Genomic DNA, 26,018 nt, shown 5'->3' on the forward strand with positions numbered 1-26,018 from the left:
AAAATACGTCACTCCCAACGGGGAGATCCCTCTGCTATCCATTTCAGGCCAAAAATCAGCATGAGGAAAGTAGAAAATACTGAATTACTTAACTTTGCAATCATTCGAAGGGCGGTGGAGCCAGCACTTCACGATTACCATTATGCCCTTGCTCGCTGACAATTCCCTGCGCTTCCATCTGTTCGATGATACGCGCCGCTCGGTTGTAACCGATACGGAACTGACGCTGGACGCCGGAGATTGAGGCTTTGCGTTTCTGAGTGACAAAGTTTACCGCCTGATCGAACAGCGGATCTAACTCTTCGCCACCATCAAAGCCGCCACCGCCGCCTTCGCTTTCGCTGTCAGACGTAATGCCGTCAACGTATTGTGGACGACCGCGCGCTTTCCAGTCCTGAACCACAGCGTGAACTTCTTCATCACGTACAAAGGCGCCGTGTACACGCACAGGGATCGTTGAGTTTGGTGCGGAATAAAGCATGTCACCCATACCCAACAGCGATTCCGCTCCGCCCTGGTCAAGGATGGTACGCGAGTCAATTTTACTGGACACAGTAAAGGCGATACGCGTTGGGATGTTCGCTTTAATCAGACCAGTGATAACGTCAACCGACGGTCGCTGGGTCGCCAGCACCAGGTGGATCCCCGCCGCACGCGCTTTTTGCGCCAGACGAGCAATCAGTTCTTCCACCTTTTTACCCACGGTCATCATCAGGTCGGCGAATTCATCCACCAGCACAACGATATACGGCAGTTTTTCCAGCACCGGATGCTGAACATCCATACTGTCGCCCGGCTTCCAGTACGGGTCCGGAATCGGACGCCCCATACGGGCGGCTTCAGCAATTTTTTCGTTATAACCGGCAAGGTTACGTACGCCAAGCGCCGACATCAGCTTGTAGCGACGTTCCATTTCATTGACGCTCCAGCGCAGGGCGTTGGCAGCATCTTTCATGTCGGTCACAACTTCAGTCAGCAAATGCGGAATGCCTTCATAAACCGACAGTTCCAGCATTTTCGGGTCAATCATGATAAAGCGAACGTCTTCCGGCTGCGCCTTGTATAACATGCTGAGGATCATGGCGTTCACCCCAACCGACTTACCGGAACCGGTTGTCCCTGCCACCAGCAGGTGCGGCATTTTCGCCAGATCGGCAACCACCGGTTCGCCCGCAATATCTTTACCCAGTACCACGGTCAGCGGAGATGAGTTATCACGGAATTTGGCGTTATCCAACACTTCGCGCAGATAAACGGTTTGACGTTTTTTGTTGGGTAACTCCAGCCCGACATACGGTTTGCCCGGAATGACCTCGACCACGCGTACCGCTGCGGTCGACAATGAACGCGCCAGATCTCGCGACAGGTTGGAAATTCGCGCCGCTTTAACTCCAGGAGCAAGATTAAGCTCAAAGCGAGTAATAACCGGACCAGGTGAGTAGTTCACCACATCGGCTTTAATGCGGAAGTCCGCCAGACGAGCCTCCACCAGACGAGCCATTTGCTCCAGAGCAAAAGTATCTATCGGCTCAACCTCACTCGGCGGCGGCGTGAGCAGATCCAACGATGGCAACGGCGTACTTGGACGGTGCGCCGGACGACTGTCGCCATTACGCATCAGGAGCGGATGGATCAGACTATCCTGCGGCGGCGGTGTAACAGGCTGCGCCGGTTGCTGATAATGCTGCTGCGGTGCGACAGGCTGCGCCGGTTGCTGATAATGCTGCTGCGGTGCGACAGGCTGCGCCGGTTGCTGATAATGCTGCTGCGGTGCGACTGGCTGCGCTGACTGCTGATAATGCTGCTGTGGTGCGACAGGCTGCGCCGGTTGCTGGTAATGCTGTTGTGGTGCGACAGGCTGCTGGTACTGCGGTGCAGACTCCGGCATTACGCCTGGAGTAAATAGCGGCTCATGCGGACCATCATCCACCAGCGTTTTCATTGGAGAGAATTCAAAGTCATCAAGCGAGAACGGATTCGCCCCGGCAGGCTGTTCACCGGAATAGCGCTGCTGCTGGGAAGAGGCAAACTGGCGAGCCAGTTCCGCTTCTGCGGCTGAATCATCATCAGTCTGACTGGCATCATCCTGATACTCGTCGCCATAGCGGTGCTGCTGCGACTGGGCGAACTGACGCGCCAGCTCATCTTGCTGCATTGCGTCAATTTCTTCGTCACTGTACGCATCTGTATCAAGATGCTCTTCGCGCGCTTTCTCTTCAGCCATACGTTGTGACGGCAGTTTTATGCCATACGACGCCAGCTCCCGACGAGTAGGCACGCGCACACGATTCGGACGCGGTAACTGCGGACCAATCCCCTCTTTTACCTGTGGACGCGGCGCACCGCTACCTGCAAGACTAAAGACAGGTGCTGCGGCAGCCGCACCCGCCCCTAAAGCGGCGTTTTTCACCCCGGCGGCAAGCGGCGCAACGGCAGCAACTGACTCAACGGGCGGTATGGATGCTGCCGTCGGCATAGACGGCTTAACACGTTCAGGCTCCTGAACAGGCTCTGGAATCGGCTGATACCAGGCGGCCAGTTGCTCGCGCTCACGTGCACGTTTCTCTTCAACTTCTTCAAAATAGTAGAGTGGCGGACGAGTCGGTTTAACCTCTTCAACTACCGGCTCAGGTTCCACTACAGGCGGTTGTTCAACCGCAGGCTGCTGGAACGCGGCGTTTTGTTGAAAGGTTGATTCCGGCTGATAAACAGGCGGCTGCACGGGATCCGGCTGATATGCAGGTTCCGGCTGCCAGTTGTGCTCCGCGGTAAATTCCTGCGGCTGCGGACTTTCTTCCACAACCGGCTGCTGCCATGGTTCATACTGCTGCTGCACCGGTGGCTGTGCGTAGTGAGCTGGCTGAGGATAACCCTCAGGCGCTGGCGCAATCACCGCATCACCGGTTTGCGGACCAGGCACGGCTTGCCAGGCTACGGCTGGGGCCGGTTGTTCCATAACCGTATTGGTCACTGGCGATGTTTGCAGCAGCGGATCAACCGGTGCGCTCCAGGCCTGAGCTGCCGTTGTCGCTGCCGCTGCGACGGCAACTGGCTCTGTCACCGAATGGCCATTCAGCAGTGGGTCAAGTTCGTCATATTCAGGCAGCGTCGCACGATTACCGGAGAACAGCACATCGTTAGGATCGGCAACAACGCCACGAGCGCTGTATTCAATTTCGTCTTCATCATCCATGCGTTTGCCGGAAAACAGCGCAGCATCAGTATGACGGCCAAGCGGGTTGGTAAATTTCTCCGCCAGACGCTTACGGCGCGCTAACGCACCGCGCAGAATACGCGCCCGACGCGATTCATGAGGTTTGCCATCAGCGGCGTCGAAAGACTCATCTTCATCTTCATATTCTTCGTCATCGACCCAGGTATCGTCGCGGCGGGTACGGTTGCTGGCAAACGTCAGGATATTGAGTAACCAGCCACCCAGTTTTTCCGCAATGCTCACCCATGACCAGCCGGTAAACAACGTTAATCCCGCAGCCCAAATGCACAATAGCGTCAGCGTACCGCCGCTACTGTGCAGTAATGGTTGCAACGTGGTGCTGAGCAGGCTGCCGATCACGCCGCCAGAGGCGAAATACCAAATGTCATCGGCATTGATTGCGGCAAGCCCGCAGGAGGTAAGGATCAGCGCCAGAACGCCAATAATACGCAGCGAAACGGCAAAATAATCGACGTATTCGTCGCTGGCCTGGTGTCGCCATGCAAACCAGCAGCCGCCGACAATGATGACGGGAATGGTGTAGGCCATGACGCCAAAAATAAAGAACAGTGTGTCTGCCAGCCATGCTCCGGGTATTCCCCCCAGATTATGGATAGGTTCGTGCCACGCGGTTTGCGACCAACTGGGATCCGAAGGGTTAAAGCTGAGTAAGGCAGCCATCAACCAGACGGCAAAAAGGGCAATAAGGATCAGTAGCGCTTCCAGGAGTCGGCGCCCGCTGCTTAACTTCGTCAATGTGACGTCTTTGTCTTCAGTGTATTCCTGGCTCAAAAACGGCTCTCCAGGTTTCAGGCTTTTCCTGCCCGATGCTAAAACGGACAACAGCACCGGGTTGCCCCGGCACTGTTGCTGTATGGATTAACAGGAGTGTAATCAAACTGCGTCGATTTTGCACCTGTTCCGTGTTAGCGCGTCTTAATTACCAGACGATTGCTCTGTTTGACTTCTTCCATTACGACATAAGTACGTGTGTCATTCACGCCCGGCAGACGCAGCAGGGTTTCCCCCAACAGCTTACGGTACGCCGACATATCCGGTACGCGTGTTTTCAACAAATAGTCGAAATCACCGGAAACCAAATGACACTCTTGAATTTCTTCAAGTTTTTGTACTGCAGAGTTAAATTGCTCAAACACATCCGGGGCGCCACGATTCAGAGTAATCTCAACAAAAACCAGAAGTGATGCATCCAGATAATGCGGGTTTAACAGCGCTGTATAGCCCTGAATAAAACCCTGTCTTTCCAACCGACGCACACGCTCAAGGCAGGGCGTTGGTGAAAGTCCCACACGTTTAGAAAGCTCGACGTTAGAAATACGCCCATCCTTTTGCAGCTCATTAAGAATGTTACGATCGATACGGTCGAGATCTTTGCCAGGGCGCTTCTTACTATCTACCATTATTATTGTCTCTCTGTATTCCTTCCCTACTCCTGCCTGACTCTACCAACATCACTGTTCAGAGTCGCTACCCATCAAAATAAACCGCAACCCAGAGGGATTTTCGGTTTGTAATGCCTGGGCTTATGGTGAGAAGACCGTTGCCTGTCGGCGGCTATCGACATCACGAATGGCATCTGTCCACACCATGCGTAGATTTCGCTAACACGGTAAACATGGTATCTACATGCATGATTATGCAGCACATACATGACACATTTTTTTTCTTCCTTGACTGTTTTCGCAAAACAGCAGGTGATTGTCAAAGCAAAACATCGATTTTTAGTACAACATGCCAGTTATTCATTCGCAGTGATGGAAAATCGTCATTTTATCACCTTATAACTGACCGATTTTTAGTAGAAATCGTTATAGTATTACGACTAATTCCCCCGCTCATCGGTTTCTTCTATTACACATATTGTTAACAAAATCGCCATACTCTTTTTTTACGCCTGTAAATTCCCTACAATCCTGCTCATTGCCTGCCAACAACAATGGGGATCTCATGGGCGCAACCAAACACAGTAAACTTCTTATTCTGGGCTCAGGCCCTGCGGGATATACCGCTGCGGTCTACGCTGCACGCGCTAACCTGCAACCGGTACTGATTACCGGTATGGAAAAAGGTGGTCAACTGACCACAACAACAGAAGTGGAAAACTGGCCTGGCGATCCGCACGATCTCACTGGCCCGCTGCTGATGGAGCGTATGCACGAACATGCGACCAAATTTGATACAGAAATCATTTTTGATCACATCAGCAAAGTTGATCTGCAAAACCGCCCTTTCCGTCTGACCGGCGATAGCGGAGAGTACACCTGTGACGCACTGATCATCGCTACCGGCGCATCAGCACGTTACCTGGGCCTGCCTTCAGAAGAAGCATTCAAAGGCCGCGGCGTTTCCGCCTGCGCAACCTGCGACGGTTTCTTCTACCGTAACCAAAAAGTTGCGGTGATTGGCGGTGGCAACACTGCGGTTGAAGAAGCACTGTATCTGGCGAATATCGCATCTGAAGTGCATTTGATTCACCGTCGCGACAGTTTCCGCGCTGAGAAAATTCTCATCAAGCGTTTGATGGATAAAGTTGAAAACGGCAACATCGTGCTGCACACCCACCGCACGCTGGAAGAAGTAACCGGTGATCAAATGGGCGTAACCGGGCTGCGCCTGCGCGATACGCAAAACACTGACAATGTGGAGTCACTTGACGTTGCCGGATTGTTTGTCGCTATCGGTCACAGCCCGAATACTGCCATTTTCGACGGTCAGCTTGAACTGGAAAACGGCTACATCAAAGTTCAGTCCGGTATTCACGGTAATGCCACACAAACCAGCATTCCGGGGGTCTTCGCAGCCGGTGACGTGATGGATCATATTTATCGCCAGGCGATCACCTCTGCGGGCACAGGCTGTATGGCCGCGCTTGATGCAGAACGTTATCTCGACGGTCTGGCGGACGCTTGCAAATAAGTTTTACAAATCAGTAACAAAAGTAAAAAAGGCGACTATAAGTCGCCTTTATTTTTGCCTCGTTGTAACATTGCCCTGCCCAAAAATTCCAATAACTCACCTGCTAAGCGTGCAATGAATAAAACCCGTCAAAAAGAGCTGACCCGCTGGTTAAAACAGCAAAGTGTAATTTCCCAACGATGGCTGAACATTTCACGCCTGTTGGGGTTCGTGAGTGGTCTGTTAATCGTCGCTCAGGCCTGGCTCATGGCCCGCATTCTGGACCATATGATCATGGCCAATATTCCCCGAGAGGCGCTGCTGCTTCCGTTCATCGTGCTGGTATTGATTTTCATCCTGCGGGCATGGGTCGTCTGGTTACGCGAACGGGTCGGGTTTCACGCAGGGCAACATATTCGCTTTGAAATTCGCCGCCAGGTGCTTGACCGTCTGCAACAGGCTGGTCCGGCCTGGATACAGGGCAAACCGGCCGGAAGCTGGGCCACGCTGATCCTGGAACAGATTGACGATATGCATGATTATTATGCACGTTATCTGCCGCAAATGGCGCTGGCCGTATGCGTCCCATTATTGATTGTGGCGGCGGTATTCCCGTCAAACTGGGTAGCCGCCCTTATTCTGCTCGGAACAGCCCCGCTGATCCCGTTATTTATGGCAATGGTCGGTATGGGCGCTGCCGATGCTAACCGCCGCAATTTTCAGGCTCTTGCCCGCCTCAGCGGTCATTTCCTCGATCGTCTGCGGGGCATGGAAACGCTAAGAATATTTGGTCGCGGTGAAGCCGAAACGGAAAGCATCCGCGCTGCGTCGCAAGATTTCCGCCAGCGCACCATGGAAGTCCTGCGCCTGGCGTTCCTGTCATCCGGTGTCCTTGAGTTCTTTACCTCTCTGTCTATTGCGCTGGTGGCGGTTTACTTCGGTTTTTCCTACCTCGGAGAGCTCGATTTCGGCCACTACGGGACGGGCGTCACGCTGGCAGCAGGCTTCCTCGCGCTCATTCTGGCGCCGGAGTTTTTCCAGCCCCTGCGCGATCTGGGCACGTTTTATCACGCCAAAGCGCAAGCCGTTGGTGCAGCTGATAGTCTGAAAACTTTCATGGAAACCCCGCTGGCTCATCCAGAGCGTGGCGACATTGAGCTGGCGACGAAAGACGCCGCTTCAATTGAGGCACACGATCTGATTATCACTTCGCCGGAAGGTAAAGTGCTGGCCGGCCCGCTCAACTTTACCCTGGCAGCCGGTCAACGCGCAGTGCTGGTTGGACGCAGCGGTTCCGGTAAAAGTTCGCTGCTTAATGTCCTGTCCGGTTTCCTCTCTTATCGGGGATCGCTGCGAATTAACGGCTTTGAACTTCGCGACCTGTCACCTGATTCCTGGCGTAAACAGCTGTCATGGGTCGGGCAAAATCCGCAGCTTCCTGCCGCCACGTTACGCGAAAACGTTCTGCTGGCTCGCCCCGATGCCAGCGAAGAACAGCTACAAGCCGCACTCGACAGCGCCTGGGTCAGCGAGTTTTTACCGCTGCTGCCGCAGGGCGTGGATACGCCAGTCGGCGATCAGGCGGCCCGACTTTCCGTCGGGCAAGCGCAGCGCGTTGCCGTTGCTCGTGCCTTACTCAATCCTTGTCAGTTACTGCTGCTGGACGAACCCGCCGCCAGCCTTGATGCGCACAGCGAACAACGCGTGATGCAGGCGTTGAACGCGGCATCTCGCCGCCAGACCACGCTGATGGTGACGCACCAGTTGGAAGATCTTGCTGACTGGGACGCTATCTGGGTGATGCAGGACGGACAGATCGTTGAACAAGGTACCTGGACCGAACTTAGCTCAGCCAACGGGGCTTTTGCGACATTACTGGCTCACCGTCAGGAGGACATCTAAATGCGCGCTTTGCTACCTTATCTGACGCTGTATAAACGTCACAAATGGATGTTAACGCTGGGGATCGTTCTGGCGATCGTCACGCTGCTGGCAAGTATTGGCTTACTGACGCTTTCAGGTTGGTTCCTGTCGGCTTCTGCGGTGGTTGGCGTCACCGGGATTTACAGCTTTAACTATATGCTCCCTGCCGCAGGCGTACGCGGCGCAGCGATCACCCGCACCGCGGGGCGTTATTTCGAACGACTGGTCAGCCATGACGCAACGTTCCGTGTGCTGCAGCATTTGCGTATTTATACCTTCAGCAAACTACTGCCGCTCTCTCCTGCGGGCCTGTCCCGTTATGGACAGGGTGAATTACTTAACCGCGTGGTGGCTGATGTCGACACGCTCGATCATCTGTACTTGCGCGTGATCTCCCCGCTGGTAGGGGCTTTTGTGGTCATCATGGTGGTCACGCTGGGTCTAAGCGTTCTCGATTTCACGCTGGCTATCACCCTCGGCGGTATTATGCTGCTGACCTTATTTATTCTGCCCCCGCTCTTTTATCATGCAGGCAAAAGCACCGGACAAAGTCTGACGCATCTGCGTGGGCAATATCGTCAGCAGTTAACCTCCTGGCTACAGGGCCAGGCTGAATTGACCATTTTTGGCGCCAGTGAACGCTACCGCGCTCAAATGGAAGCCACCGAGCTGCAGTGGCACGAAGCCCAGAGACGCCAGTCTGAATTAACGGCGTTGTCGCAGGCGGTCATGCTGTTAGTCGGCGCGCTGGCAGTGATTATGATGCTATGGATGGCCTCAGGCGGCGTGGGCGGTAACACCCAGCCAGGCGCACTGATCGCGCTGTTTGTCTTCTGTGCACTAGCCGCGTTCGAAGCGTTAGCGCCTGTCACCGGCGCGTTTCAGCATCTCGGCCAGGTTATTGCCTCTGCGCTGCGCATCACCGAACTGACCGAACAGCAGCCAGAAGTGACCTTCCCGGATGCGGGTTCCTCGGTTTCAGAGCAGGTAACCCTTACGCTACGCGATGTGTCGTTCAGCTATCCAGGACAGGCGCAAAAGGCGCTCGATACACTTTCCCTGCAGGCCACCCCCGGTGAACACATTGCGATTCTCGGTCGCACCGGCTGTGGTAAGTCAACGTTATTGCAATTGTTAACCCGCGCATGGGATCCGCAGAGTGGCGAGATCCTGATTAACGAACAGCCGATTGCGACCCTTAGTGAAGCCACGCTGCGCCAGAGTATCAGCGTCGTGCCACAGCGCGTGCATCTGTTCAGCGCTACGCTTCGCGATAACCTGTTGCTGGCGGCACCGCACGCCGGCGATGACGCCTTAACCGCGATGTTGTGCCGCGTCGGTCTGGACAAACTGCTTGAGGATGATGGACTCAACGCCTGGCTGGGCGAAGGCGGTCGTCAGCTTTCTGGCGGCGAGCTCCGTCGTCTGGCTATCGCCCGCGCCTTATTGCACGATGCTCCGCTGATGCTGCTGGATGAACCTACCGAAGGGTTGGATGCCACAACGGAAAGTCAAATGCTTGAATTAATTAGCGATGTCATGCGCAACAAAACCGTATTAATGGTTACACATCGTCTGCGTGGGCTGTCACGTTTTGATCAAATAATAGTAATGGACAACGGACAAATTATTGAGCAAGGTAATCACGCAGATCTGTTAGCCAGGCAGGGGCGTTATTACCAGTTTAAGCAACGTCTGTAAGCTATTATTGAACGATCAAACTCGCGTAGTGGAGTTTCGCTGTCATGCGCCTGGTGCAACTGTCCCGCCATTCCATAGCCTTCCCGTCACCGGAAGGCGCTTTACGCGAGCCTAACGGTTTGTTGGCGCTTGGCGGTGATCTCAGCCCTGCCCGCCTGCTGATGGCCTATCAGCGCGGTATTTTCCCATGGTTTTCACCTGGCGACCCCATCCTTTGGTGGTCGCCCGATCCGCGCGCCATTCTTTGGCCCGAGAAATTTCACCTCAGCCGCAGCATGAAACGCTTTCATAAAAATTCGCCTTATCGCGTGACGCTCAATTACGCGTTTGGTCAGGTGATTGAAGGCTGCGCGAATGACCGGGAAGAAGGCACCTGGATAACGCATGATGTGGTGGATGCTTACCATCGCCTGCACGAACTGGGGCATGCCCACTCAATTGAGGTGTGGCGACAAAATGAATTAGTGGGCGGTATGTATGGCGTGGCGCAAGGTACGCTGTTTTGTGGCGAATCGATGTTCAGCCGTCAGGAAAATGCGTCCAAAACCGCACTGCTTGTTTTTTGCGCTGAATTTATCCGTCAGGGCGGAAAATTAATCGACTGCCAGGTATTAAATAGCCACACAGCCTCGCTGGGCGCCGTCGAAACACCGCGTCGGGAGTACCTTGAGCACCTGAGCAGACTGCGCCAGCAGCGGCTACCGAGCCATTTCTGGATTCCCAGGATGTTATTTTCACCTCAGGAGTGAATGTTTTCGGCACATTTTTTGTCGGGGTGTTATAATTGTCGCGCAGAGTTGGTTTAGCCCATTACCCCGCCGCCGTTAAGGAACAGTTCGCGTCAGGCAACGCCTATCGTTTATCTCCTCGTTCCCTTACACGTTGCGCTTTAAGTGCGGCTTTGCCGTGTGTGGATAGAGTAATGCGCCAAACCCGATTTGCTGTGTTTTAAACGCACAAATCTTTACTTATTAAAAGAACTTCGGCATTATCTTGCCGGTTCAAATTACGGTAGTGATACCCCAGAGGATTAGATGGCCAAAGAAGACAATATTGAAATGCAGGGTACCGTTCTCGATACGTTACCTAATACCATGTTCCGCGTAGAGTTAGAAAACGGTCACGTGGTTACTGCACACATCTCCGGTAAAATGCGTAAAAACTATATCCGCATCCTGACGGGCGACAAAGTGACTGTTGAGCTGACCCCGTACGACCTGAGCAAAGGCCGCATTGTCTTCCGTAGTCGCTGATTGTTTTTAACGCCCGAATGGCGTCCAGATAATAAAAGGTCGGTTTAACCGGCCTTTTTTGTGGGCTGAAGCCTGGTATTTAATCCTCAATCATCCGCGCATATTCTTCCGTTAAGAAATCCACTAATGCGCGCACTGACGGTAATAATCCCCTGCGTGATGGAAAGACTGCGTGAATAATTTCTCGCTTAGGTTCCCAACCGTCGAGCAACGCCACCAACTCACCCGCAGCTAATTGATCTTTTACCATCAACTGTGGAAGTTGAACAACACCTACGCCGGCGACTGCGGCTTCGCGTAACGCCAGCATATCGGTGGTGATCATACGCGGCGTGAAATGCACCTCCGCCCGCGCGCCCTGCGGGCCGAATAACTCCCAACGATGCACATGTTTACCAGAGGCCAGACTCAAACCTGGCCAAAGTGTCAGCTCTGCCGGAGAGTGTAGCGCCCCCATCTGCTCAATTAACTGCGGGCTGGCATATAAGCGATGTCCTCTGTCCGCCAGGACGCGCATCACCAGGTCGCTATCCTCAAATGGCCGAGGTCTGACGCGAATCGCCACATCCAGACCTTCTCCAACGACGTCAACACGGCGGTTAGTGGCCTCCAGTTGTACTGATACGTCAGGATAACGTGCCATAAAACGGGCAAGCATTGGCCCGATATGCACATGCAGCAACGTAACAGGACAAGTCAGCTTCACAACGCCACGCGGTTCAACCTGTAACGCGGCAATGGCATCCTGCGCCGCCTGCGCCTCCACCAGCATCGCCTTACAGTGTTCGTAAAAGGTTTGCCCGACTTCAGTCACGTTAAATTGCCGGGTGGTTCGCTGAATCAGCCGTACCCCCAGCCTCTCTTCAAGTTGCGCTATCCGTCGGCTCAGTTTTGATTTTGGTTCATCAAGCGCCCGACCCGCCGCCGCGAATCCCCCTTCCTCTACAACATGCACAAACCATGCAAAATCATTGAGATCCGGCCTTGCCATTTCATTGTCCTATTTTTGAGACAGTGAGAGCTATTTTAGCTACTACTCACCTCGCTGTCATGAATATAAGCTTATTCACATCAAAACAACGCCACTGAGGAGACACATATGAAACAAGTAACAGGCGTCTACACCGCACCTCGCCCACACTGGGTTGGCGATGGATTTCCGGTTCGCTCGATGTTCTCTTACCAGTCTCATGCTGAGCAATTAAGCCCGTTCCTGCTGCTTGATTACGCGGGTCCGCATACGTTCACGCCGGGTAACGAAAAACGCGGCGTAGGTGAACACCCTCACCGCGGTTTTGAGACGGTGACTATCGTTTACAGCGGCGAAGTTGAACACCGTGATTCAACCGGTCGCGGCGGCATTATCGGCCCTGGCGATGTGCAGTGGATGACCGCTGGTGCAGGAATATTACACGAAGAGTTCCACTCCCCGGAATTTACCCGTCAGGGCGGTGAACTGGAAATGGTGCAACTGTGGGTCAATCTGCCGGCAAAAGACAAAATGGCCGTACCGGGTTATCAGGGCATCAGCAGCGATGTTATTCCCACCGTCGCCTTGCCCGATGATGCAGGCAGCGTTCGCGTGATTGCGGGCAGCTATCAGGATACGAAAGGCCCGGCACATACCTTTTCACCGCTGAACGTCTGGGATATGCGCCTGCAACGTAATCATCCGCTGACGTTGTCCCAGTCTGAAGGGTGGAGCACCGCTCTGGTGGTATTAAAAGGGAATATCACCGTAAACGGCACCACGCCTGCCAGCGAAGCACAACTGGTAGTGCTAAGCCAGCAGGGGAAAACGCTACACATTGAAGCCACCAGCGACGCCAGCGTGCTACTGCTGTCTGGCGAACCGTTGAACGAGCAGATTGTAGGTTACGGTCCGTTTGTGATGAATACGAAACAAGAAATCGCTGAAGCCGTCCGCGATTTTAACTCCGGCCGCTTTGGCCAAATCTGAATCGAAGGAGAAGAATATGTCCAGTCCTGCAAACTTTAATGGTTCACGTCCGGTCATCGATGTGAATGATTCCGTCATGCTGCTTATCGATCATCAGAGTGGGCTGTTCCAGACCGTCGGCGATATGCCAATGCCGGAACTGCGTGCGCGTGCCGCCGCGCTGGCTAAAATAGCAACCCTGGCGAAGATGCCGGTAATTACCACGGCATCGGTACCGCAGGGGCCTAACGGCCCGTTGATCCCAGAGATCCATGCCAATGCGCCACATGCTCAATACGTAGCACGTAAAGGCGAAATCAACGCCTGGGATAACGAAGACTTCGTGAAAGCGGTCAAAGCTACGGGTCGTAAGACGCTGATTATCGCCGGTACGATCACCAGCGTGTGCATGGCTTTCCCGGCCATCAGCGCGGTTGCGGAGGGCTACAAGGTCTTCGCAGTGATCGACGCTTCCGGTACTTACAGCAAAATGGCACAGGAAATCACCCTGGCACGTGTTGTTCAGGCTGGCGTGATACCGATGGATACCGCCGCCGTCGCTTCTGAAATTCAGGGGACATGGAACCGTGAAGACGCCGCTGAATGGGCGGAAGTGTATACCAAAATCTTCCCGGCTTATCAGTTGCTGATCGAGAGCTATAGCAAGGCCCAGGAAGTCGTGACCAACGGCGAAAAACTGGACTCGCAACGCTAATCATATTCTCCGCGCCTGTCCGGGCTGAGGAATATGTACATTGCGTAACCAAACGAGAGTTAACACGTAAATTCTGCTTGACCGTTTTAGCGCAACTCCCTATAGTAGCGCCCCGCTGCCCCCCAAGCGGTCAGGCAGCAATACAATATGGTGAGGTGTCCGAGTGGCTGAAGGAGCACGCCTGGAAAGTGTGTATACGGCAACGTATCGGGGGTTCGAATCCCCCCCTCACCGCCATATTCAAGAAAGAGCTCGTACGCAAGTACGGGCTTTTTTTTCGCATGTTGCACGCCTGCGGGGGGATGAGAAGCCCCGACCGGGGGTCGACAACTGGCGTAGCCAGTTGGACAGACTGAGAGCGCAGCGAACAGGCTGCCCGAAGGGCGAGCGAAGCGAGTCAATCCCCCCCTCACCGCCATATTCGAGAAAGAGCTCGTACGCAAGTACGGGCTTTTTTTTCGCATGTTGCATTTGCCGGATGCAGCGCATGCGCCTTATCCGGCCTACATTTCAACATCTCTGCGTAGCCTGATAAGCGTAGCGCCATCAGGCATGTCGGTTATTGTCGGCTGAGCAGTGTTAACACTTCGTAATGCGCGGTATGTGGGAACATATCAAAAAGTTGGACGCGTTCAATGCGATATCCAGGCAACTCGCGGATATCCTTCGCCATGGTTTGTGCATTACAGCTGGAGTAAACGATAAAACGCGGTGCCATGCGGGAGAGAAAATCGCACAGCGGCTTCCCAATCCCCCGACGAGGCGGATTCACCAGCACCAGGTCCGGCACTTCTCCCTGCGCGGTAGCAAACTGGGTTGAATCCAGCGCCTGAAAATGCAGATTCTGCAACCCAAGCTCCTGCGCCGACTGTTTCGCGCAGGTAATGGCCTCTGGCGCAATTTCAATACCCGTCAGTTTCATCTGCGGCGTGGCGCAGTGCAAACCAAAACCCCCGACGCCGCAAAACAGATCCCACATGTGATTAACCGGAAGCTGACGCACCCAGTCGCGCGCCGTGGCATATAAATACCCAGCCACCACGGGGTTGGTCTGGAAGAAGCTCTGTGGGCGTATCCACAATGGCACATCGTTAAAGCGTTCAGCCAGCGCCTGTTGTTCCGTCAGGAAGATTTCGCTCTCCCCTTCCATAATCGCCATATGCACAGGTTGAATATTGGCGGTGATCACTTTTAACTGCGGAAGCTGCGCCTGTAACCATGGCAGCGCCGTACGCAGTTGTGCCAGTTTCGCATCGGAGCGCAGAACAAAACGCAGCATCATACCGCCATCAAACCGGCTTTCCGTTAACAGCAGATATTTCAGCTCCCCGCGTTTGCGCGCCACGTTATAGGGCGTCAACCCCGCACGGGCGATAAACGGTTTTAGTGCGGCAAACACCGGCGCAAAAGACTCAGGATAGAGCGGACACTCGCACAAATCCTCCGGCGTACCGTCACGATGCAGCATCCCCAGCAGCGGTTTTTCCACGCTGCCGCTGACCACCATTTTGGCTTTATTACGAAAAGCGCTCTCCGGGCCGCTGACCGGCGCGCACCATTCTCCGACCGGATAATCGGCCAGCAGATTCTGCAGATCGGCTGTTTTGGCGAAGAGTTGATCGGCGACAGGCTGCGTTATCCACTGACAAGAGCGGCAGCGTTCGGCCTCATAAAGTGCGCACTGCATACAAAAACCTACAAATTAACAGGGGGCGAAGATTATACACGTTATTGCAAGCGGAAGAACCGCCTGCTGGACGCAGGAACAAACAGCAGTAGCAACACCAGCATATCCGGCAATTTTTGCATCACCAGCGTATGCAGGATTTCACGTCTGGACTCTCCCGCAATACTGAACAGTTCCGGATATCCATAGCCCAATGAGGCCGCCCACAGATAGACGCTGGCGATAATCTGGGTCAGTAGATAGACCCAGCGTGCCCAGTTCCGACCTTTAACCAGCGAAAATGCGCAGTAAATTTCGATAAACAGCAGCACCAGGCTACCCAGAAACACCAGCGTCAAATTCCAGGTCTGGACGCTGCGATGAATAAACTCGCTGGTTCCGCGAAACCCGAGCGTATTAAAAATCATCAACAGATCGAGACAGCGGATCATGATAATAGCCAGCGCCGCCACCTGCACTAAAGTAGGGACGTTTAAACGGGCATGTGATGTGGATGATTTCTTAAAAAATCCCAACGCGTCGTCTTCCATGAAAACGGCGCAGCCACCGCAGCTGCGCCGTATAGACAGGTTGGCAGATTTTAGTTTTTTCAGCCGCGTCTTGCACGTTGGATATCGCGAATCCGTTGTTTTTCTGTTCGCGCCATCAGATACCACGCGATAAATCCGATAATTCCTACCACGCCAAGTATCAACGTCGCCAGCGCGTTGATCTCCGGATTGACCCCCATACGTACGCTGGAGAACACCAGCATGGGTAACGTTGTGGCGCCAGGACCAGAGACAAAACTGGCAATGACCAGATCATCAAGCGACAGCGTAAAGGCCAGTAACCACCCTGAGATCACCGCCGGCATAATCATCGGCAGCGTGATGACGAAAAAAACCTTCAGCGGCGTGGCACCAAGATCCATCGCCGCTTCCTCAATGGAGTGATCCAGTTCGCGTAAACGCGAGGAAATCACTACCGCCACGTACGCTGTACAGAATGTGACGTGCGCCAGCCAGATGGTCAACATACCGCGATCCGCTGGCCAGCCGATGGCGTGCGCCAAAGCCACAAACAGCAGAAGCAGCGACAAACCGGTAATGACATCCGGCATCACCAGCGGTGCGGTGATCATAAAGGCGAAACCATTTGATCCACGAAAACGACCAAAGCGCACCATCACCACGGCGGCGATGGTACCGAGAATTGCCGCCATCGTCGCAGCACAGGCGGCAATCGTTAAGCTCATGCCGACGGCGCTTATCATCGCGCTATCGTGGAAAAGCTCACCATACCAACGCGTTGACCACCCCGCCCAGACCGTCACCAGTTTGGAGCTGTTAAACGAGTAGATAACCAACATCAGCATCGGCGCGTACAGGAAGGTAAAACCCAGTACCAGGATAAAAATACGCCACGGCGAGCGAACGACCGGTAAGTTATTCATCCGTGTTCCCCCACGCTTTTTTGCTGATATTTATGAAACCACATGATCGGCACAATCAGTAACAGCAGCATAATAATGGCGACGGCAGAAGCCACCGGCCAGTCACGGTTATTGAAAAACTCCTGCCAAAGCACACGCCCAATCATGATGCTGTCCGGGCCGCCCAGCAGTTCCGGGATCACAAACTCCCCAACCGCCGGGATAAACACCAACATTGACCCGGCGATAATCCCGCCCTTGGTCAACGGCACGATCACGCTAAAGAAGGTTTTCAACGGTCGGGCACCTAAATCCAGCGCCGCTTCCACCAGCGAGTAATCAATACGCGTCAGCGCGGTATAAATCGGCAGCACCATAAAGGGCAAATAGGCGTAAACAATACCGATATAGACCGCCAGATTGGTGTGCAGAATCGTCAACGGTTGGTCGATAACGCCCAGCCACATCAGAACGTTGTTCAGGACACCGTTATTTTTCAGGATCCCCATCCAGGCGTATACGCGAATCAAAAATGACGTCCAGGACGGCAGGATCACCAGCAGCAACAGAATATTGCGTGTCGAGGGTTTGCTGTGCGCGACCGCCCATGCCAGCGGATATCCCAACAGCAGGCAACAGACAGTCGAAATCCCCGCTACCTGCAAAGATTGCAGATACGCATCAAAATAGAGCGGATCGTCCGTCAGTTGCAGGAAATTGCCTAAATTGAGGGTGATGGATAACTGATCGTCAGCCCATGAAATGAGGTCGGTATACGGCGGAATAGCCCGCGCCATTTCAGCCAAACTGATTTTGAAGACGATCAGAAACGGCAGCAGAAACAGGAGCATCAGCCACACATACGGCAGCGCGATGACCAGCTTGCGCCCGTGCTTCATTTGCAGTCGCGACATAAACAGCGTGAAACGCCCCACGTTATCCACGCGCGCCGGAGGTTCAAGTGTACTCATCTTCGCTCCTTAAACCGTCAACACCACACAGCTGTCCGCATCCCAACATAAACGGACTTCGTCACCCCAGGTTGGTAATCCCTTGCGATAACGATGTTCATTTTGTAACTGAGCGCTCAGCATCTGGCCACTTTTCAAGCGTACGTGGTACACCGACAAATCACCCAGATAGGCAATGTGCACCACTTCGCCTACCGCGAAGTTATATCCCTCTGGCGGAGGGGCTTCGCAGAGCATGATTTTTTCCGGGCGCAGCGCAACATACACCGGGACGTTATCGACAACGGAAGCGTCTGCGTCCACTTTCAGCGGATGTACCAGTCCTGGAGACTCAATAACCAGACCATCTTCCTGACGTTCTTTCAGCAGCCCCTCAAAGACGTTAACCGAACCGATAAATTCTGCACTGTAACGCGTAGTCGGATGCTCGTAGATCTCTTCAGGCTCGCCGATCTGGACAAATTTTCCACGGTTCATGATCGCAATGCGGCCCGCCATCGTCATGGCTTCTTCCTGATCGTGCGTCACCATCACGCAGGTCACGCCGACACGTTCAAGGATATCCACCACTTCCAGTTGCATGCGGTCACGGAGCTTTTTATCCAGCGCCCCCATCGGCTCATCCAGCAGCAGCAGCTTCGGGCGTTTCGCCAGGCTACGCGCCAACGCCACGCGCTGACGCTGACCGCCAGAAAGCTGATGCGGCTTACGTTTGGCGAACTCCTGCATATGCACGAGTCCTAGCATCTCACTCACCCGGCTGGCGATTTCAGCCTTTGGCAGCTTGTCCTGCTTGAGGCCAAAGGCAATGTTCTGCTCTACCGTCATGTGCGGAAACAGTGCATAGGACTGAAACATCATATTAATCGGACGCAGATAAGGCGGGACATGCACTAAATCGACGCCATCAAGCATAATTTGCCCGGTTGTTGGCTGTTCAAATCCCGCCAGCATCCGCAACAGGGTCGATTTACCGCAGCCGGACGCCCCGAGCAGAGCAAATATTTCACCTTTGTAGATAGTAAGATTGACGTCATCAACGGCGTGCTGACCGTCAAAGGACTTGGTCAGGTTGCGAATTTCAAGCAGCGGGGTCAGCGCCTTGCGGATTTTCGCTTGTGGGCGTGGGATTGCATCATTCAATTAGGCGCTCTCCGGCATAAAACAAAGAAACGGTGCAAATAACGCACCACAGTGGTGCGTATTGCCGGGTTATATGTGTCCGGGATCAACACTGCCCGGCAGGCGTAAATCCTGCCGGGTCACGTCCCGTACATCGGGTTATTTCCCGCTTTTTACCTTCGTCCAGGCGCGAGTACGTACACGGTCGATCTTCGGATCCTGTACTTTCAGCGTGAACAGCTTGGCGCGGACATCGGCAGGCGGGTAAATGCCCGGGTTGTCGCGCACGTCCTGGCTGACCAGTGCTGTCGCTTCTTTGTTGGCATTGGCATAGAACACGTGGTCAGAAATATGCGCAATTACATCAGGGCGCAGCAGGTAGTTGAGGAACTGATAGGCTTCGTCTTTGTTTTTCGCATCGGCAGGCATCGCGAACACATCAAAGAAGGCCATCGCACCTTCCTTAGGAATTGAGAAGGAAATATTGACGCCATTTTTCGCTTCTTTCGCCCGGTTTGCCGCCTGCCACACATCCCCGGCCCAGCCAATCGCCACGCAGGTATCACCGTTTGCCAGGTCGTTAATGTACTGCGAGGAGTGGAAGTAGCGAATATTCGGGCGCAGTTTCAACAGCAGATCGGTTGCCGGTCCGGTGTAATCATCCGCTTTGGTACTGTTTGGATCTTTACCCAAATAATTCAGCACGGTGGCAAACACTTCTTCGGGCGCGTCGAGGAAAGAGACGCCGCAGCTTTTGAGTTTTTCCAGATTTTCTGGCTTGAGGATCAGATCCCAGCTATTAACCGGCGCATCTGGCCCCAGTACCGCTTTCACTTTATCCACGTTATAGCCAATACCGGTTGTTGCCCACATATACGGCATCGCAAACTTGTTGTCCGGATCGTGTTTACCCACCAGCTGCAGCAATTCAGGATCGAGGTTTTTCCAGCCAGGCAATTTGCTCTTATCCAGCGGCTGGAAGACGCCCGCGGTCAGTTGACGCTCAAGGAAACTGGCGGATGGAACGACAAGGTCAAAGCCGGTACTGCCAGCCATGAGCTTACCTTCCAGCACTTCATTGGAATCAAATACGTCATAGATAACTTTAATTCCGGTCTCTTTTTCAAAATTAGCCACCGTATCCGGGGCAATATAATCAGACCAGTTATAAATATGCAGCGTTTTTTGTTCAGCAGCGAGCGTGCCAGCAGAGATGGCCATCAGAGCACCCGCAACCAGGCCTGGTAACCATCGTTTATTTAAGGCGGTCATAATCTCTTTCCTTCTGAAAGTTCGTTAACAAACGAACAAAAATGTCACACTCTAATGATATGCAAGAAACGTGCATATTCTTTCAAGCGGCACCCATGAAAAGAGAGGCCTCTCCTCACGCCGCTATTGCGCGCTGGCATCCCCCCATGCATTCAATATGCATTGTGGCCACAGGTCAGGCCACAAGGGGCTGTTTGAATGATGACGTTGATAAGCTTCGCAAGAATAACTTTAGCCAGGATTTGTGGATATAGCCCAGATTAAAAAACGTCTTTTATCAATTTTTTATGCATGAATTGTCTATGACATACAGCGGAAGGCGCTGAATGGAGGTGAATAATTCTTTAATGAACGGTTAAATGCAGAATAAAAACAGGCAATACGCAACCGCTTTGGCAGCGGCTGCGCAATATATGTCCAGATTCAGGAAGAATTAATGGAGGAAATGAACTTCGGCGTTGCTGTTTTGCGCATCTTCTTCAGCGTTAAATAACAGCTGATGCGCACCGGCCTCGAGGATCACCATCGATATTTGCTCTTCACTCTGGCGAACAAAATATTCGAACTGCTCAAACGTCACGCCCGGGATAACGGATAAAGACTGGCAGACCACCAGCTTTGGCAGATTATCATCCTGCATATCCAGAAAGGCTTTCACCGTCAGTGAACTGGCGTTAATCGCAGACAGATCGGCGGCCAGCGGCAGTAGTGCAGAAGGTCTGACTTCTGCCATCGCGGAAAACAGAATGACGTTATCGACCAAATCAACTTTTGCATCAAAGATGCCGTCAAAATTCTGCATGTGCGGCAAATGCAGCGCCTGACAGGTATCGCATTCAAAAAAACTCATGCCCAGGTCGTCGAGCCATTGACGCAACGTATCCAGAGTGGGAACGACCAGTGATGTCATAATAATGTGCGACCTCTATTGATGAAAAAATACCGGCACAGCTTACGCAAAAAGAGCGTGTCATACTACGATCGCAATCGATATTGTGCTTAGCCGCCGATTTTAAGGCAAAATTCAGGTGTAGCGTGACGCTCAATCCACTGGATCATCTTGCCGGCAATGTCTATTCCGGTAGTTTTCTCCACCCCTTCCAGGCCAGGAGAAGCGTTGACCTCCATGACCAGCGGCCCACGTTCAGCACGCAGAATATCAACGCCAGCAACGTCCAGACCCATTGTCTGAGCGGCTTTGAGCGCAATTTCCCTTTCGCGCGGCGTGATATTCGCAATAGTGGCAACCCCACCGCGATGGAGATTAGAACGAAAATCACCTTCTTTGGCCCGGCGCTCAATGGCGGCCACCACCTCGTCACCGACCACGAAACAGCGAATATCTCGCCCTTTCGCTTCTTTGATATATTCCTGAACCAGAATATGGGCATTCAACCCACGAAAGGCATCCACCACGCTTTCTGCGGCCTGCCGCGTTTCCGCCAGTACCACGCCGATCCCCTGCGTACCTTCAACCAGTTTCACCACCAGCGGCGCGCCGCCAACCATGTCAATCATGTCGCTGGTATCGTCCGGAGAGTGAGCAATCCCGGTGATGGGTAAATCGATTCCCTGACGCGCCAGCAACTGCAGCGAACGCAGCTTATCGCGCGCACGCGTAATTGCTACCGACTCATTCAGCGGATAGCTACCCAGCATCTCAAACTGGCGCAACGCCGCAGTACCGTAAAAGGTAATCGCTGAACCAATCCTTGGGATCACTGCATCGAAATGAGGAAGCTGGCGGCCCTTGTAATGAATAGAGGACGCCGCCGGGCTGATGTTCATATAGCAAGAAAGGGGATCGATAATTTCAACCAGGTGACCACGCTGCATCGCCGCTTCACGCAGGCGCTTACAAGAATAGAGCGTTCCGTCCCGGGACAAAATGGCAATTTTCACCCTGCACCTCTCTGAATGACCTGGTAAAAGCTGGCGTATCATACACTGCGTTAAAATCTTTAGCGCGTAGCCCATCCCTGTTTATGCAAATATTCCAGGATAAAGGGACGACTTTCTTTAATGATGGTGCGGCGAATATGGTCGCTCCAGGTGTCACGGCGCGTATTGCTCCCGCGGGTCAGATAGTACTGCGCGAGCTGCTCATCATATTGCGACAAAACGTCTTTGTTGAGTGGCTGATACTGATTTTCGTGCACCACAAGCGACGCTGGCAGTCGCGGCTTGATATCCGGGTTATCAGCAGGCCAGCCGAGGCATAGCCCAAACAACGGCAGAACATGTTGCGGAAGCTTCAGAAGCTCAGTGACCGGCTCAATGTTATTTCGCAGACCGCCAATAAACACGCCGCCAAGCCCCAAAGACTCTGCCGCCGTCAGCGCATTTTGCGCCATCATCGCGGTATCAACAACGCCCAGTAGCAGTTGTTCCGCCAGCCCGAGTTGCGCGTCAGGGCAAATCTGCAAATGGCGATTAAAGTCAGCGCAAAACACCCAGAACTCGGCGGCCTGCGCCACATGTTTTTGTCCGCCGGATAAAGTAGCCAGTGATTCGCGCAGTGCGTTATCCGTTATGCGAACGATGGTTGTGCATTGTAAAAAACTGGAGCTTGAGGTCCCCTGAGCGGCGGCAATAATCGCCTCCCGCTGCGCATCCGAAATGGCATCATCGGTGAAATGGCGAATGGAACGGTGGCTACGAAGTAAATCAATGGTTGGCGTCATCTCTTTTTTCTCTGTCTGAACGTGAAGAATCACCGGGGGTTCGTGACATCAACTGCGGCGCAACCAGTTGAGCAATACGCCACGTTAATACCACCGCGGCGGGAAGCATCAGCAGCACACCCAGAAATATCATCACCACGCAGGCTAACGGACTGCCAAGCGGTGCGGGTAAAGTGAGGTAATCGTTAAGCGATAGCAGCGCCAGCGATAACAAAACCATCCCGATTATTTCCAGCATCAATACGCTTTTGGGTAATGCACCAATTGTGCGCATAAGCGGCCTCCCGGCGAAATGGCTTTCATTATAAAACGTTCCGGCTTGTCGTGTTTAACAGTTATAGCTTGAGGATATCAAAGCAACAGGCTGAACCTGCTTTTCATCCGTCACAAATCGCGGCATCATAACAAGTATTGCCATCCGGCCTGATAAGTTCGAGGAGAGAGAGATGTTTGCCGTTATTTTTGGTCGTCCAGGGTGCCCGTATTGCGTGCGCGCAAAAGAATTAGCAGAAAAATTAAGCAATGAGCATGACGATTTTAACTTCCGCTACATTGATATCCATGCCGAAGGTATTACGAAAGCCGATCTGGAAAAGACGGTAGGTAAGCCAGTTGAAACCGTTCCGCAGATTTTTGTTGATCAAAAACACATCGGCGGCTGCACGGATTTTGAAGCGTGGGCAAAAGAGAACATGAATCTGTTCGCCTGATCGCCGTTTCTACGCCCTCCGCTGGAGGGCGTCTTCAGTTCTTTTTCCGTCGATGATGCTGATTGAACAAGTTGCTGATAAACAAAAAACACAATGCGCCAAGCGCGCACCAAAACACCGCACTAAACAACCACGCCAGCTCTTGCCACAATGAACGCGTCGGCATAAAAACGAACCGCATCAGTAACAGACAGCACGGCGCCGCCAACATGGCACCAAGAAGGGGTTTGAGCACCTCCCGACGATGGGAGAAAAAGCTTGCTGCAGCACCAGGCAGGATAAAAAACAACAATCCGACCTCAGGATGCCCTGCCGCTCTGAATGCCCCTTTCACGTTCAGCGTTAATGAAAGACACACCACAATAAAGAGCACAAAGCAGCAGACCGCACCCGCCCAACTTTGCTTATGTTTCAATTGTTCCTCCTGACACATTCTCTATCGAACACTCTTTTCGCCCGCAGGCGTCCAGTCAGATAAAGTAACCAGGCATTCCATGCCAAAAACACACTCACACGATTCTTATAGCCGTTGATACGTAATGAGATTAAACTAACCGCATATATTGTTATGCTGCATTATTCGGGGCTGTGTACGAAGCTGTCGCCCCTTAATTTCTGGCAAAAACATTAGCGTAAATTGCCATTTCTTTCAATAGCTTACTAGTAAACAAGAAGTTAGTCTCCGTGAATATAAACGTCGCAGATTTGTTAAATGGGAATTACATCCTGTTATTATTTGTGGTCCTGGCACTGGGCCTGTGTCTGGGTAAATTACGTCTGGGTTCAGTCCAACTCGGTAATTCCATTGGCGTTTTAGTGGTGTCCCTATTATTAGGTCAACAGCACTTTAGTATTAACACCGATGCATTAAATCTCGGCTTTATGCTGTTTATTTTTTGTGTCGGCGTCGAAGCCGGTCCCAACTTTTTTTCGATTTTTTTTCGCGATGGGAAAAATTATCTAATGCTTGCTCTGGTGATGGTCGGCAGCGCCATGCTGATCGCCCTGGGGCTGGGTAAGCTATTTGGCTGGGACATCGGCCTGACGGCAGGTATGCTGGCCGGCTCGATGACCTCAACGCCGGTGCTGGTCGGCGCGGGTGACACCTTGCGCCATTCCGGAATGTCGGGGACATCGCTTTCAACCGCCCTCGATAACCTGAGCCTCGGTTATGCGCTCACCTATTTGATTGGTTTGGTCAGTCTGATTGTTGGCGCGCGCTACCTGCCGAAACTTCAGCATCAGGATCTGCAAACCAGCGCCCAACAAATCGCACGTGAACGAGGTCTGGACACTGATGCCAACCGTAAGGTTTATCTGCCGGTAATTCGTGCCTATCGCGTTGGCCCGGAACTGGTGGCATGGGCCGATGGCAAAAATCTGCGCGAGCTGGGTATCTATCGCCAGACCGGTTGTTACATTGAACGCATCCGTCGCAACGGCATCCTGGCCAACCCGGATGGCGACGCGGTACTGCAAATGGGCGATGAGATAGCCCTGGTGGGTTATCCGGATGCGCATGCCCGCCTCGATCCCAGCTTCCGTAATGGTAAAGAGGTGTTCGATCGCGATCTGCTCGATATGCGCATCGTCACTGAAGAGATTGTGGTGAAAAATCACAATGCCGTTGGCCGCCGCCTGGCCCAGTTGAAGCTGACCGATCACGGCTGTTTTCTCAACCGCGTGATCCGTAGCCAGATTGAAATGCCTATCGATGACAACGTCGTGCTTAATAAAGGCGACGTGCTGCAGGTCAGTGGGGATGCTCGCCGCGTCAAAACCATTGCCGATCGTATCGGCTTCATTTCCATTCACAGTCAGGTGACCGATCTGCTGGCCTTCTGCGCCTTCTTTATCATCGGTCTGATGATCGGGATGATCACCTTCCAGTTCAGTAATTTCAGCTTCGGCATCGGGAATGCGGCTGGACTGCTGTTCGCTGGGATCATGCTGGGCTTCCTGCGTGCCAACCATCCAACGTTTGGCTATATCCCACAGGGGGCGCTGAACATGGTCAAAGAGTTTGGCCTGATGGTATTTATGGCAGGCGTCGGTTTAAGCGCGGGCAGCGGCATTGGCAATGGCCTTGGCGCCGTGGGTGGGCAAATGCTGATTGCCGGCCTGGTTGTCAGCCTGGTGCCGGTTGTCATCTGTTTCTTATTCGGTGCTTACGTATTGCGCATGAACCGCGCCCTGCTTTTTGGCGCCATGATGGGCGCGCGTACCTGCGCTCCGGCAATGGAAATCATCAGCGATACGGCACGCAGCAACATACCCGCATTAGGCTATGCCGGGACCTACGCAATTGCCAACGTACTGCTGACATTAGCGGGGACACTCATCGTCATTGTCTGGCCTGGGCTTGGTTAGCGCTGAAATTTACTCTTAAACGAAAATTTTTTGCAGGTAAGCAGAACTTTTCTTCAAGACGTCAGTCATAACTATTGCCACTGCTTTTCTTTGATGTCCCCAATTTGTGGAGCCCATCAACCCCGCC

23 protein-coding genes, 1 tRNA gene and 1 pseudogene are annotated in these 26,018 nt (G+C 53.2%); 11 read left to right on the forward strand and 14 right to left on the reverse strand.

Annotated elements, in window-relative coordinates; all coding sequences use genetic code 11:
• Nucleotides 1-100 precede the first annotated feature (100 nt).
• On the reverse strand, nt 101-4,006 hold the full coding sequence (gene ftsK, locus HV345_RS15380) for a DNA translocase FtsK (protein ID WP_181635770.1): 3,906 nt from the start codon (nt 4,004-4,006) through the stop codon (nt 101-103).
• Nucleotides 4,007-4,140: 134 nt separating this feature from the next.
• Nucleotides 4,141-4,635 carry a leucine-responsive transcriptional regulator Lrp gene (lrp, locus tag HV345_RS15385; protein ID WP_002439523.1) on the reverse strand — a complete coding sequence of 165 codons (495 nt, stop codon included), beginning with the start codon at nt 4,633-4,635 and terminating at the stop codon, nt 4,141-4,143.
• Nucleotides 4,636-5,182: 547 nt separating this feature from the next.
• Between lrp and trxB the strand changes: the two genes are divergently transcribed.
• The 6 genes and pseudogenes from trxB (at nt 5,183) to infA (ending at nt 11,007) form a co-directional block, all read left to right on the forward strand.
• On the forward strand, nt 5,183-6,151 hold the full coding sequence (trxB, locus tag HV345_RS15390; protein WP_016152427.1) for a thioredoxin-disulfide reductase: 969 nt from the start codon (nt 5,183-5,185) through the stop codon (nt 6,149-6,151).
• A gap of 114 nt (nt 6,152-6,265) precedes the next feature.
• Nucleotides 6,266-8,032 carry a cysteine/glutathione ABC transporter permease/ATP-binding protein CydD gene (gene cydD / locus HV345_RS15395; protein WP_181635771.1) on the forward strand — a complete coding sequence of 589 codons (1,767 nt, stop codon included), beginning with the start codon at nt 6,266-6,268 and terminating at the stop codon, nt 8,030-8,032.
• Nucleotides 8,033-9,754 (forward strand): cysteine/glutathione ABC transporter ATP-binding protein/permease CydC, encoded by a 1,722-nt coding sequence (gene cydC, locus HV345_RS15400; RefSeq protein ID WP_181635772.1) that lies wholly within the window; start codon nt 8,033-8,035, stop codon nt 9,752-9,754.
• A 44-nt stretch (nt 9,755-9,798) separates the two neighbouring features.
• The gene (gene aat, locus HV345_RS15405; protein ID WP_046274664.1) at nt 9,799-10,503 is read left to right on the forward strand and encodes a leucyl/phenylalanyl-tRNA--protein transferase; all 705 of its coding nucleotides are present in this window, start codon (nt 9,799-9,801) and stop codon (nt 10,501-10,503) included.
• Nucleotides 10,504-10,861: pseudogene (locus tag HV345_RS15410) on the forward strand (hypothetical protein).
• Nucleotides 10,789-11,007 (forward strand): translation initiation factor IF-1, encoded by a 219-nt coding sequence (gene infA / locus HV345_RS15415; protein WP_002211347.1) that lies wholly within the window; start codon nt 10,789-10,791, stop codon nt 11,005-11,007. The pseudogene HV345_RS15410 and the gene infA overlap by 73 nt, the downstream one beginning before the upstream one ends.
• 79 nt (nt 11,008-11,086) lie before the next feature.
• On the opposite strand, the gene HV345_RS15420 is transcribed toward infA, so the two are convergent.
• Entirely contained in the window at nt 11,087-11,998 is a 912-nt protein-coding gene (locus tag HV345_RS15420; protein WP_181635773.1) for a LysR family transcriptional regulator, read from the reverse strand.
• 108 nt (nt 11,999-12,106) lie between these two features.
• On the opposite strand from HV345_RS15420, the gene HV345_RS15425 reads away from it, so the two are divergent.
• The 3 genes from HV345_RS15425 to HV345_RS15435 all read left to right on the forward strand — a co-directional run bounded on the left by HV345_RS15425 (nt 12,107) and on the right by HV345_RS15435 (nt 13,898).
• Nucleotides 12,107-12,967 carry a pirin family protein gene (locus HV345_RS15425; protein WP_181635774.1) on the forward strand — a complete coding sequence of 287 codons (861 nt, stop codon included), beginning with the start codon at nt 12,107-12,109 and terminating at the stop codon, nt 12,965-12,967.
• A gap of 16 nt (nt 12,968-12,983) precedes the next feature.
• Nucleotides 12,984-13,661 carry an isochorismatase family protein gene (locus HV345_RS15430; RefSeq protein WP_016156101.1) on the forward strand — a complete coding sequence of 226 codons (678 nt, stop codon included), beginning with the start codon at nt 12,984-12,986 and terminating at the stop codon, nt 13,659-13,661.
• Between the two features lie 149 nt (nt 13,662-13,810).
• Nucleotides 13,811-13,898: transfer RNA gene (locus tag HV345_RS15435), tRNA-Ser, on the forward strand.
• A gap of 322 nt (nt 13,899-14,220) precedes the next feature.
• On the opposite strand, the gene rlmC is transcribed toward HV345_RS15435, so the two are convergent.
• From rlmC to HV345_RS15485, 10 genes are all read right to left on the reverse strand, one after another.
• Nucleotides 14,221-15,348: a 23S rRNA (uracil(747)-C(5))-methyltransferase RlmC gene (gene rlmC / locus HV345_RS15440; protein ID WP_181635775.1), complete on the reverse strand. Its 1,128-nt coding sequence runs from the start codon at nt 15,346-15,348 to the stop codon at nt 14,221-14,223.
• 41 nt (nt 15,349-15,389) lie between these two features.
• Nucleotides 15,390-15,878: a YbjO family protein gene (locus HV345_RS15445; protein ID WP_016152418.1), complete on the reverse strand. Its 489-nt coding sequence runs from the start codon at nt 15,876-15,878 to the stop codon at nt 15,390-15,392.
• 59 nt (nt 15,879-15,937) lie between these two features.
• Nucleotides 15,938-16,783: a putrescine ABC transporter permease PotI gene (potI, locus tag HV345_RS15450; RefSeq protein ID WP_016152417.1), complete on the reverse strand. Its 846-nt coding sequence runs from the start codon at nt 16,781-16,783 to the stop codon at nt 15,938-15,940.
• The gene (potH, locus tag HV345_RS15455; RefSeq protein ID WP_016152416.1) at nt 16,780-17,733 is read right to left on the reverse strand and encodes a putrescine ABC transporter permease PotH; all 954 of its coding nucleotides are present in this window, start codon (nt 17,731-17,733) and stop codon (nt 16,780-16,782) included. Before potH ends, potI begins: the two co-directional genes overlap by 4 nt.
• A 9-nt stretch (nt 17,734-17,742) precedes the next feature.
• Nucleotides 17,743-18,876 carry a putrescine ABC transporter ATP-binding subunit PotG gene (gene potG / locus HV345_RS15460; RefSeq protein WP_181635776.1) on the reverse strand — a complete coding sequence of 378 codons (1,134 nt, stop codon included), beginning with the start codon at nt 18,874-18,876 and terminating at the stop codon, nt 17,743-17,745.
• A 138-nt stretch (nt 18,877-19,014) separates the two neighbouring features.
• Nucleotides 19,015-20,127, reverse strand: coding sequence for a spermidine/putrescine ABC transporter substrate-binding protein PotF (gene potF, locus HV345_RS15465; protein ID WP_181635777.1), 1,113 nt, complete (start codon nt 20,125-20,127; stop codon nt 19,015-19,017).
• A gap of 433 nt (nt 20,128-20,560) precedes the next feature.
• The gene (locus HV345_RS15470) at nt 20,561-21,037 is read right to left on the reverse strand and encodes a YbjN domain-containing protein (protein WP_016152413.1); all 477 of its coding nucleotides are present in this window, start codon (nt 21,035-21,037) and stop codon (nt 20,561-20,563) included.
• Between the two features lie 89 nt (nt 21,038-21,126).
• Entirely contained in the window at nt 21,127-22,029 is a 903-nt protein-coding gene (rimK, locus tag HV345_RS15475) for a 30S ribosomal protein S6--L-glutamate ligase (protein WP_016152412.1), read from the reverse strand.
• A gap of 59 nt (nt 22,030-22,088) precedes the next feature.
• Nucleotides 22,089-22,811 (reverse strand): nitroreductase NfsA, encoded by a 723-nt coding sequence (gene nfsA / locus HV345_RS15480; RefSeq protein WP_016156098.1) that lies wholly within the window; start codon nt 22,809-22,811, stop codon nt 22,089-22,091.
• Complete coding sequence (locus HV345_RS15485) at nt 22,795-23,085, reverse strand: YbjC family protein (RefSeq protein ID WP_016152409.1); 291 nt, start codon at nt 23,083-23,085, stop codon at nt 22,795-22,797. The genes nfsA and HV345_RS15485 overlap by 17 nt, the downstream gene beginning before the upstream one ends.
• A 172-nt stretch (nt 23,086-23,257) precedes the next feature.
• Here HV345_RS15485 and HV345_RS15490 point away from each other — a divergent pair, with 172 nt between their 5' ends.
• The gene (locus HV345_RS15490; protein WP_016152408.1) at nt 23,258-23,521 is read left to right on the forward strand and encodes a GrxA family glutaredoxin; all 264 of its coding nucleotides are present in this window, start codon (nt 23,258-23,260) and stop codon (nt 23,519-23,521) included.
• A gap of 34 nt (nt 23,522-23,555) precedes the next feature.
• On the opposite strand, the gene HV345_RS15495 is transcribed toward HV345_RS15490, so the two are convergent.
• Complete coding sequence (locus tag HV345_RS15495) at nt 23,556-23,936, reverse strand: inner membrane protein YbjM (RefSeq protein WP_016152407.1); 381 nt, start codon at nt 23,934-23,936, stop codon at nt 23,556-23,558.
• 269 nt (nt 23,937-24,205) lie between these two features.
• Between HV345_RS15495 and HV345_RS15500 the strand changes: the two genes are divergently transcribed.
• The gene (locus HV345_RS15500) at nt 24,206-25,891 is read left to right on the forward strand and encodes an aspartate:alanine antiporter (protein ID WP_016152406.1); all 1,686 of its coding nucleotides are present in this window, start codon (nt 24,206-24,208) and stop codon (nt 25,889-25,891) included.
• Nucleotides 25,892-26,018 lie beyond the last annotated feature (127 nt).

Origin of the sequence: Citrobacter sp. RHBSTW-00986 (assembly GCF_013783065.1) — a bacterium.
Classification (GTDB): domain Bacteria; phylum Pseudomonadota; class Gammaproteobacteria; order Enterobacterales; family Enterobacteriaceae; genus Citrobacter; species Citrobacter braakii.

Bases quoted from the DNA above. Each gene is read 5' to 3' on its own strand.
- lrp (WP_002439523.1), bottom strand. From the start codon at position 4,635: ATGGTAGATAGTAAGAAGCGCCCTGGCAAAGATCTCGACCGTATCGAT.
- trxB (WP_016152427.1), top strand. From the start codon at position 5,183: ATGGGCGCAACCAAACACAGTAAACTTCTTATTCTGGGCTCAGGCCCT.
- cydD (WP_181635771.1), top strand. From the start codon at position 6,266: ATGAATAAAACCCGTCAAAAAGAGCTGACCCGCTGGTTAAAACAGCAA.
- cydC (WP_181635772.1), top strand. From the start codon at position 8,033: ATGCGCGCTTTGCTACCTTATCTGACGCTGTATAAACGTCACAAATGG.
- aat (WP_046274664.1), top strand. From the start codon at position 9,799: ATGCGCCTGGTGCAACTGTCCCGCCATTCCATAGCCTTCCCGTCACCG.
- infA (WP_002211347.1), top strand. From the start codon at position 10,789: ATGGCCAAAGAAGACAATATTGAAATGCAGGGTACCGTTCTCGATACG.
- HV345_RS15420 (WP_181635773.1), bottom strand. From the start codon at position 11,998: ATGGCAAGGCCGGATCTCAATGATTTTGCATGGTTTGTGCATGTTGTA.
- HV345_RS15425 (WP_181635774.1), top strand. From the start codon at position 12,107: ATGAAACAAGTAACAGGCGTCTACACCGCACCTCGCCCACACTGGGTT.
- HV345_RS15430 (WP_016156101.1), top strand. From the start codon at position 12,984: ATGTCCAGTCCTGCAAACTTTAATGGTTCACGTCCGGTCATCGATGTG.
- rlmC (WP_181635775.1), bottom strand. From the start codon at position 15,348: ATGCAGTGCGCACTTTATGAGGCCGAACGCTGCCGCTCTTGTCAGTGG.
- HV345_RS15445 (WP_016152418.1), bottom strand. From the start codon at position 15,878: ATGGAAGACGACGCGTTGGGATTTTTTAAGAAATCATCCACATCACAT.
- potI (WP_016152417.1), bottom strand. From the start codon at position 16,783: ATGAATAACTTACCGGTCGTTCGCTCGCCGTGGCGTATTTTTATCCTG.
- potH (WP_016152416.1), bottom strand. From the start codon at position 17,733: ATGAGTACACTTGAACCTCCGGCGCGCGTGGATAACGTGGGGCGTTTC.
- potF (WP_181635777.1), bottom strand. From the start codon at position 20,127: ATGACCGCCTTAAATAAACGATGGTTACCAGGCCTGGTTGCGGGTGCT.
- HV345_RS15470 (WP_016152413.1), bottom strand. From the start codon at position 21,037: ATGACATCACTGGTCGTTCCCACTCTGGATACGTTGCGTCAATGGCTC.
- nfsA (WP_016156098.1), bottom strand. From the start codon at position 22,811: ATGACGCCAACCATTGATTTACTTCGTAGCCACCGTTCCATTCGCCAT.
- HV345_RS15485 (WP_016152409.1), bottom strand. From the start codon at position 23,085: ATGCGCACAATTGGTGCATTACCCAAAAGCGTATTGATGCTGGAAATA.
- HV345_RS15490 (WP_016152408.1), top strand. From the start codon at position 23,258: ATGTTTGCCGTTATTTTTGGTCGTCCAGGGTGCCCGTATTGCGTGCGC.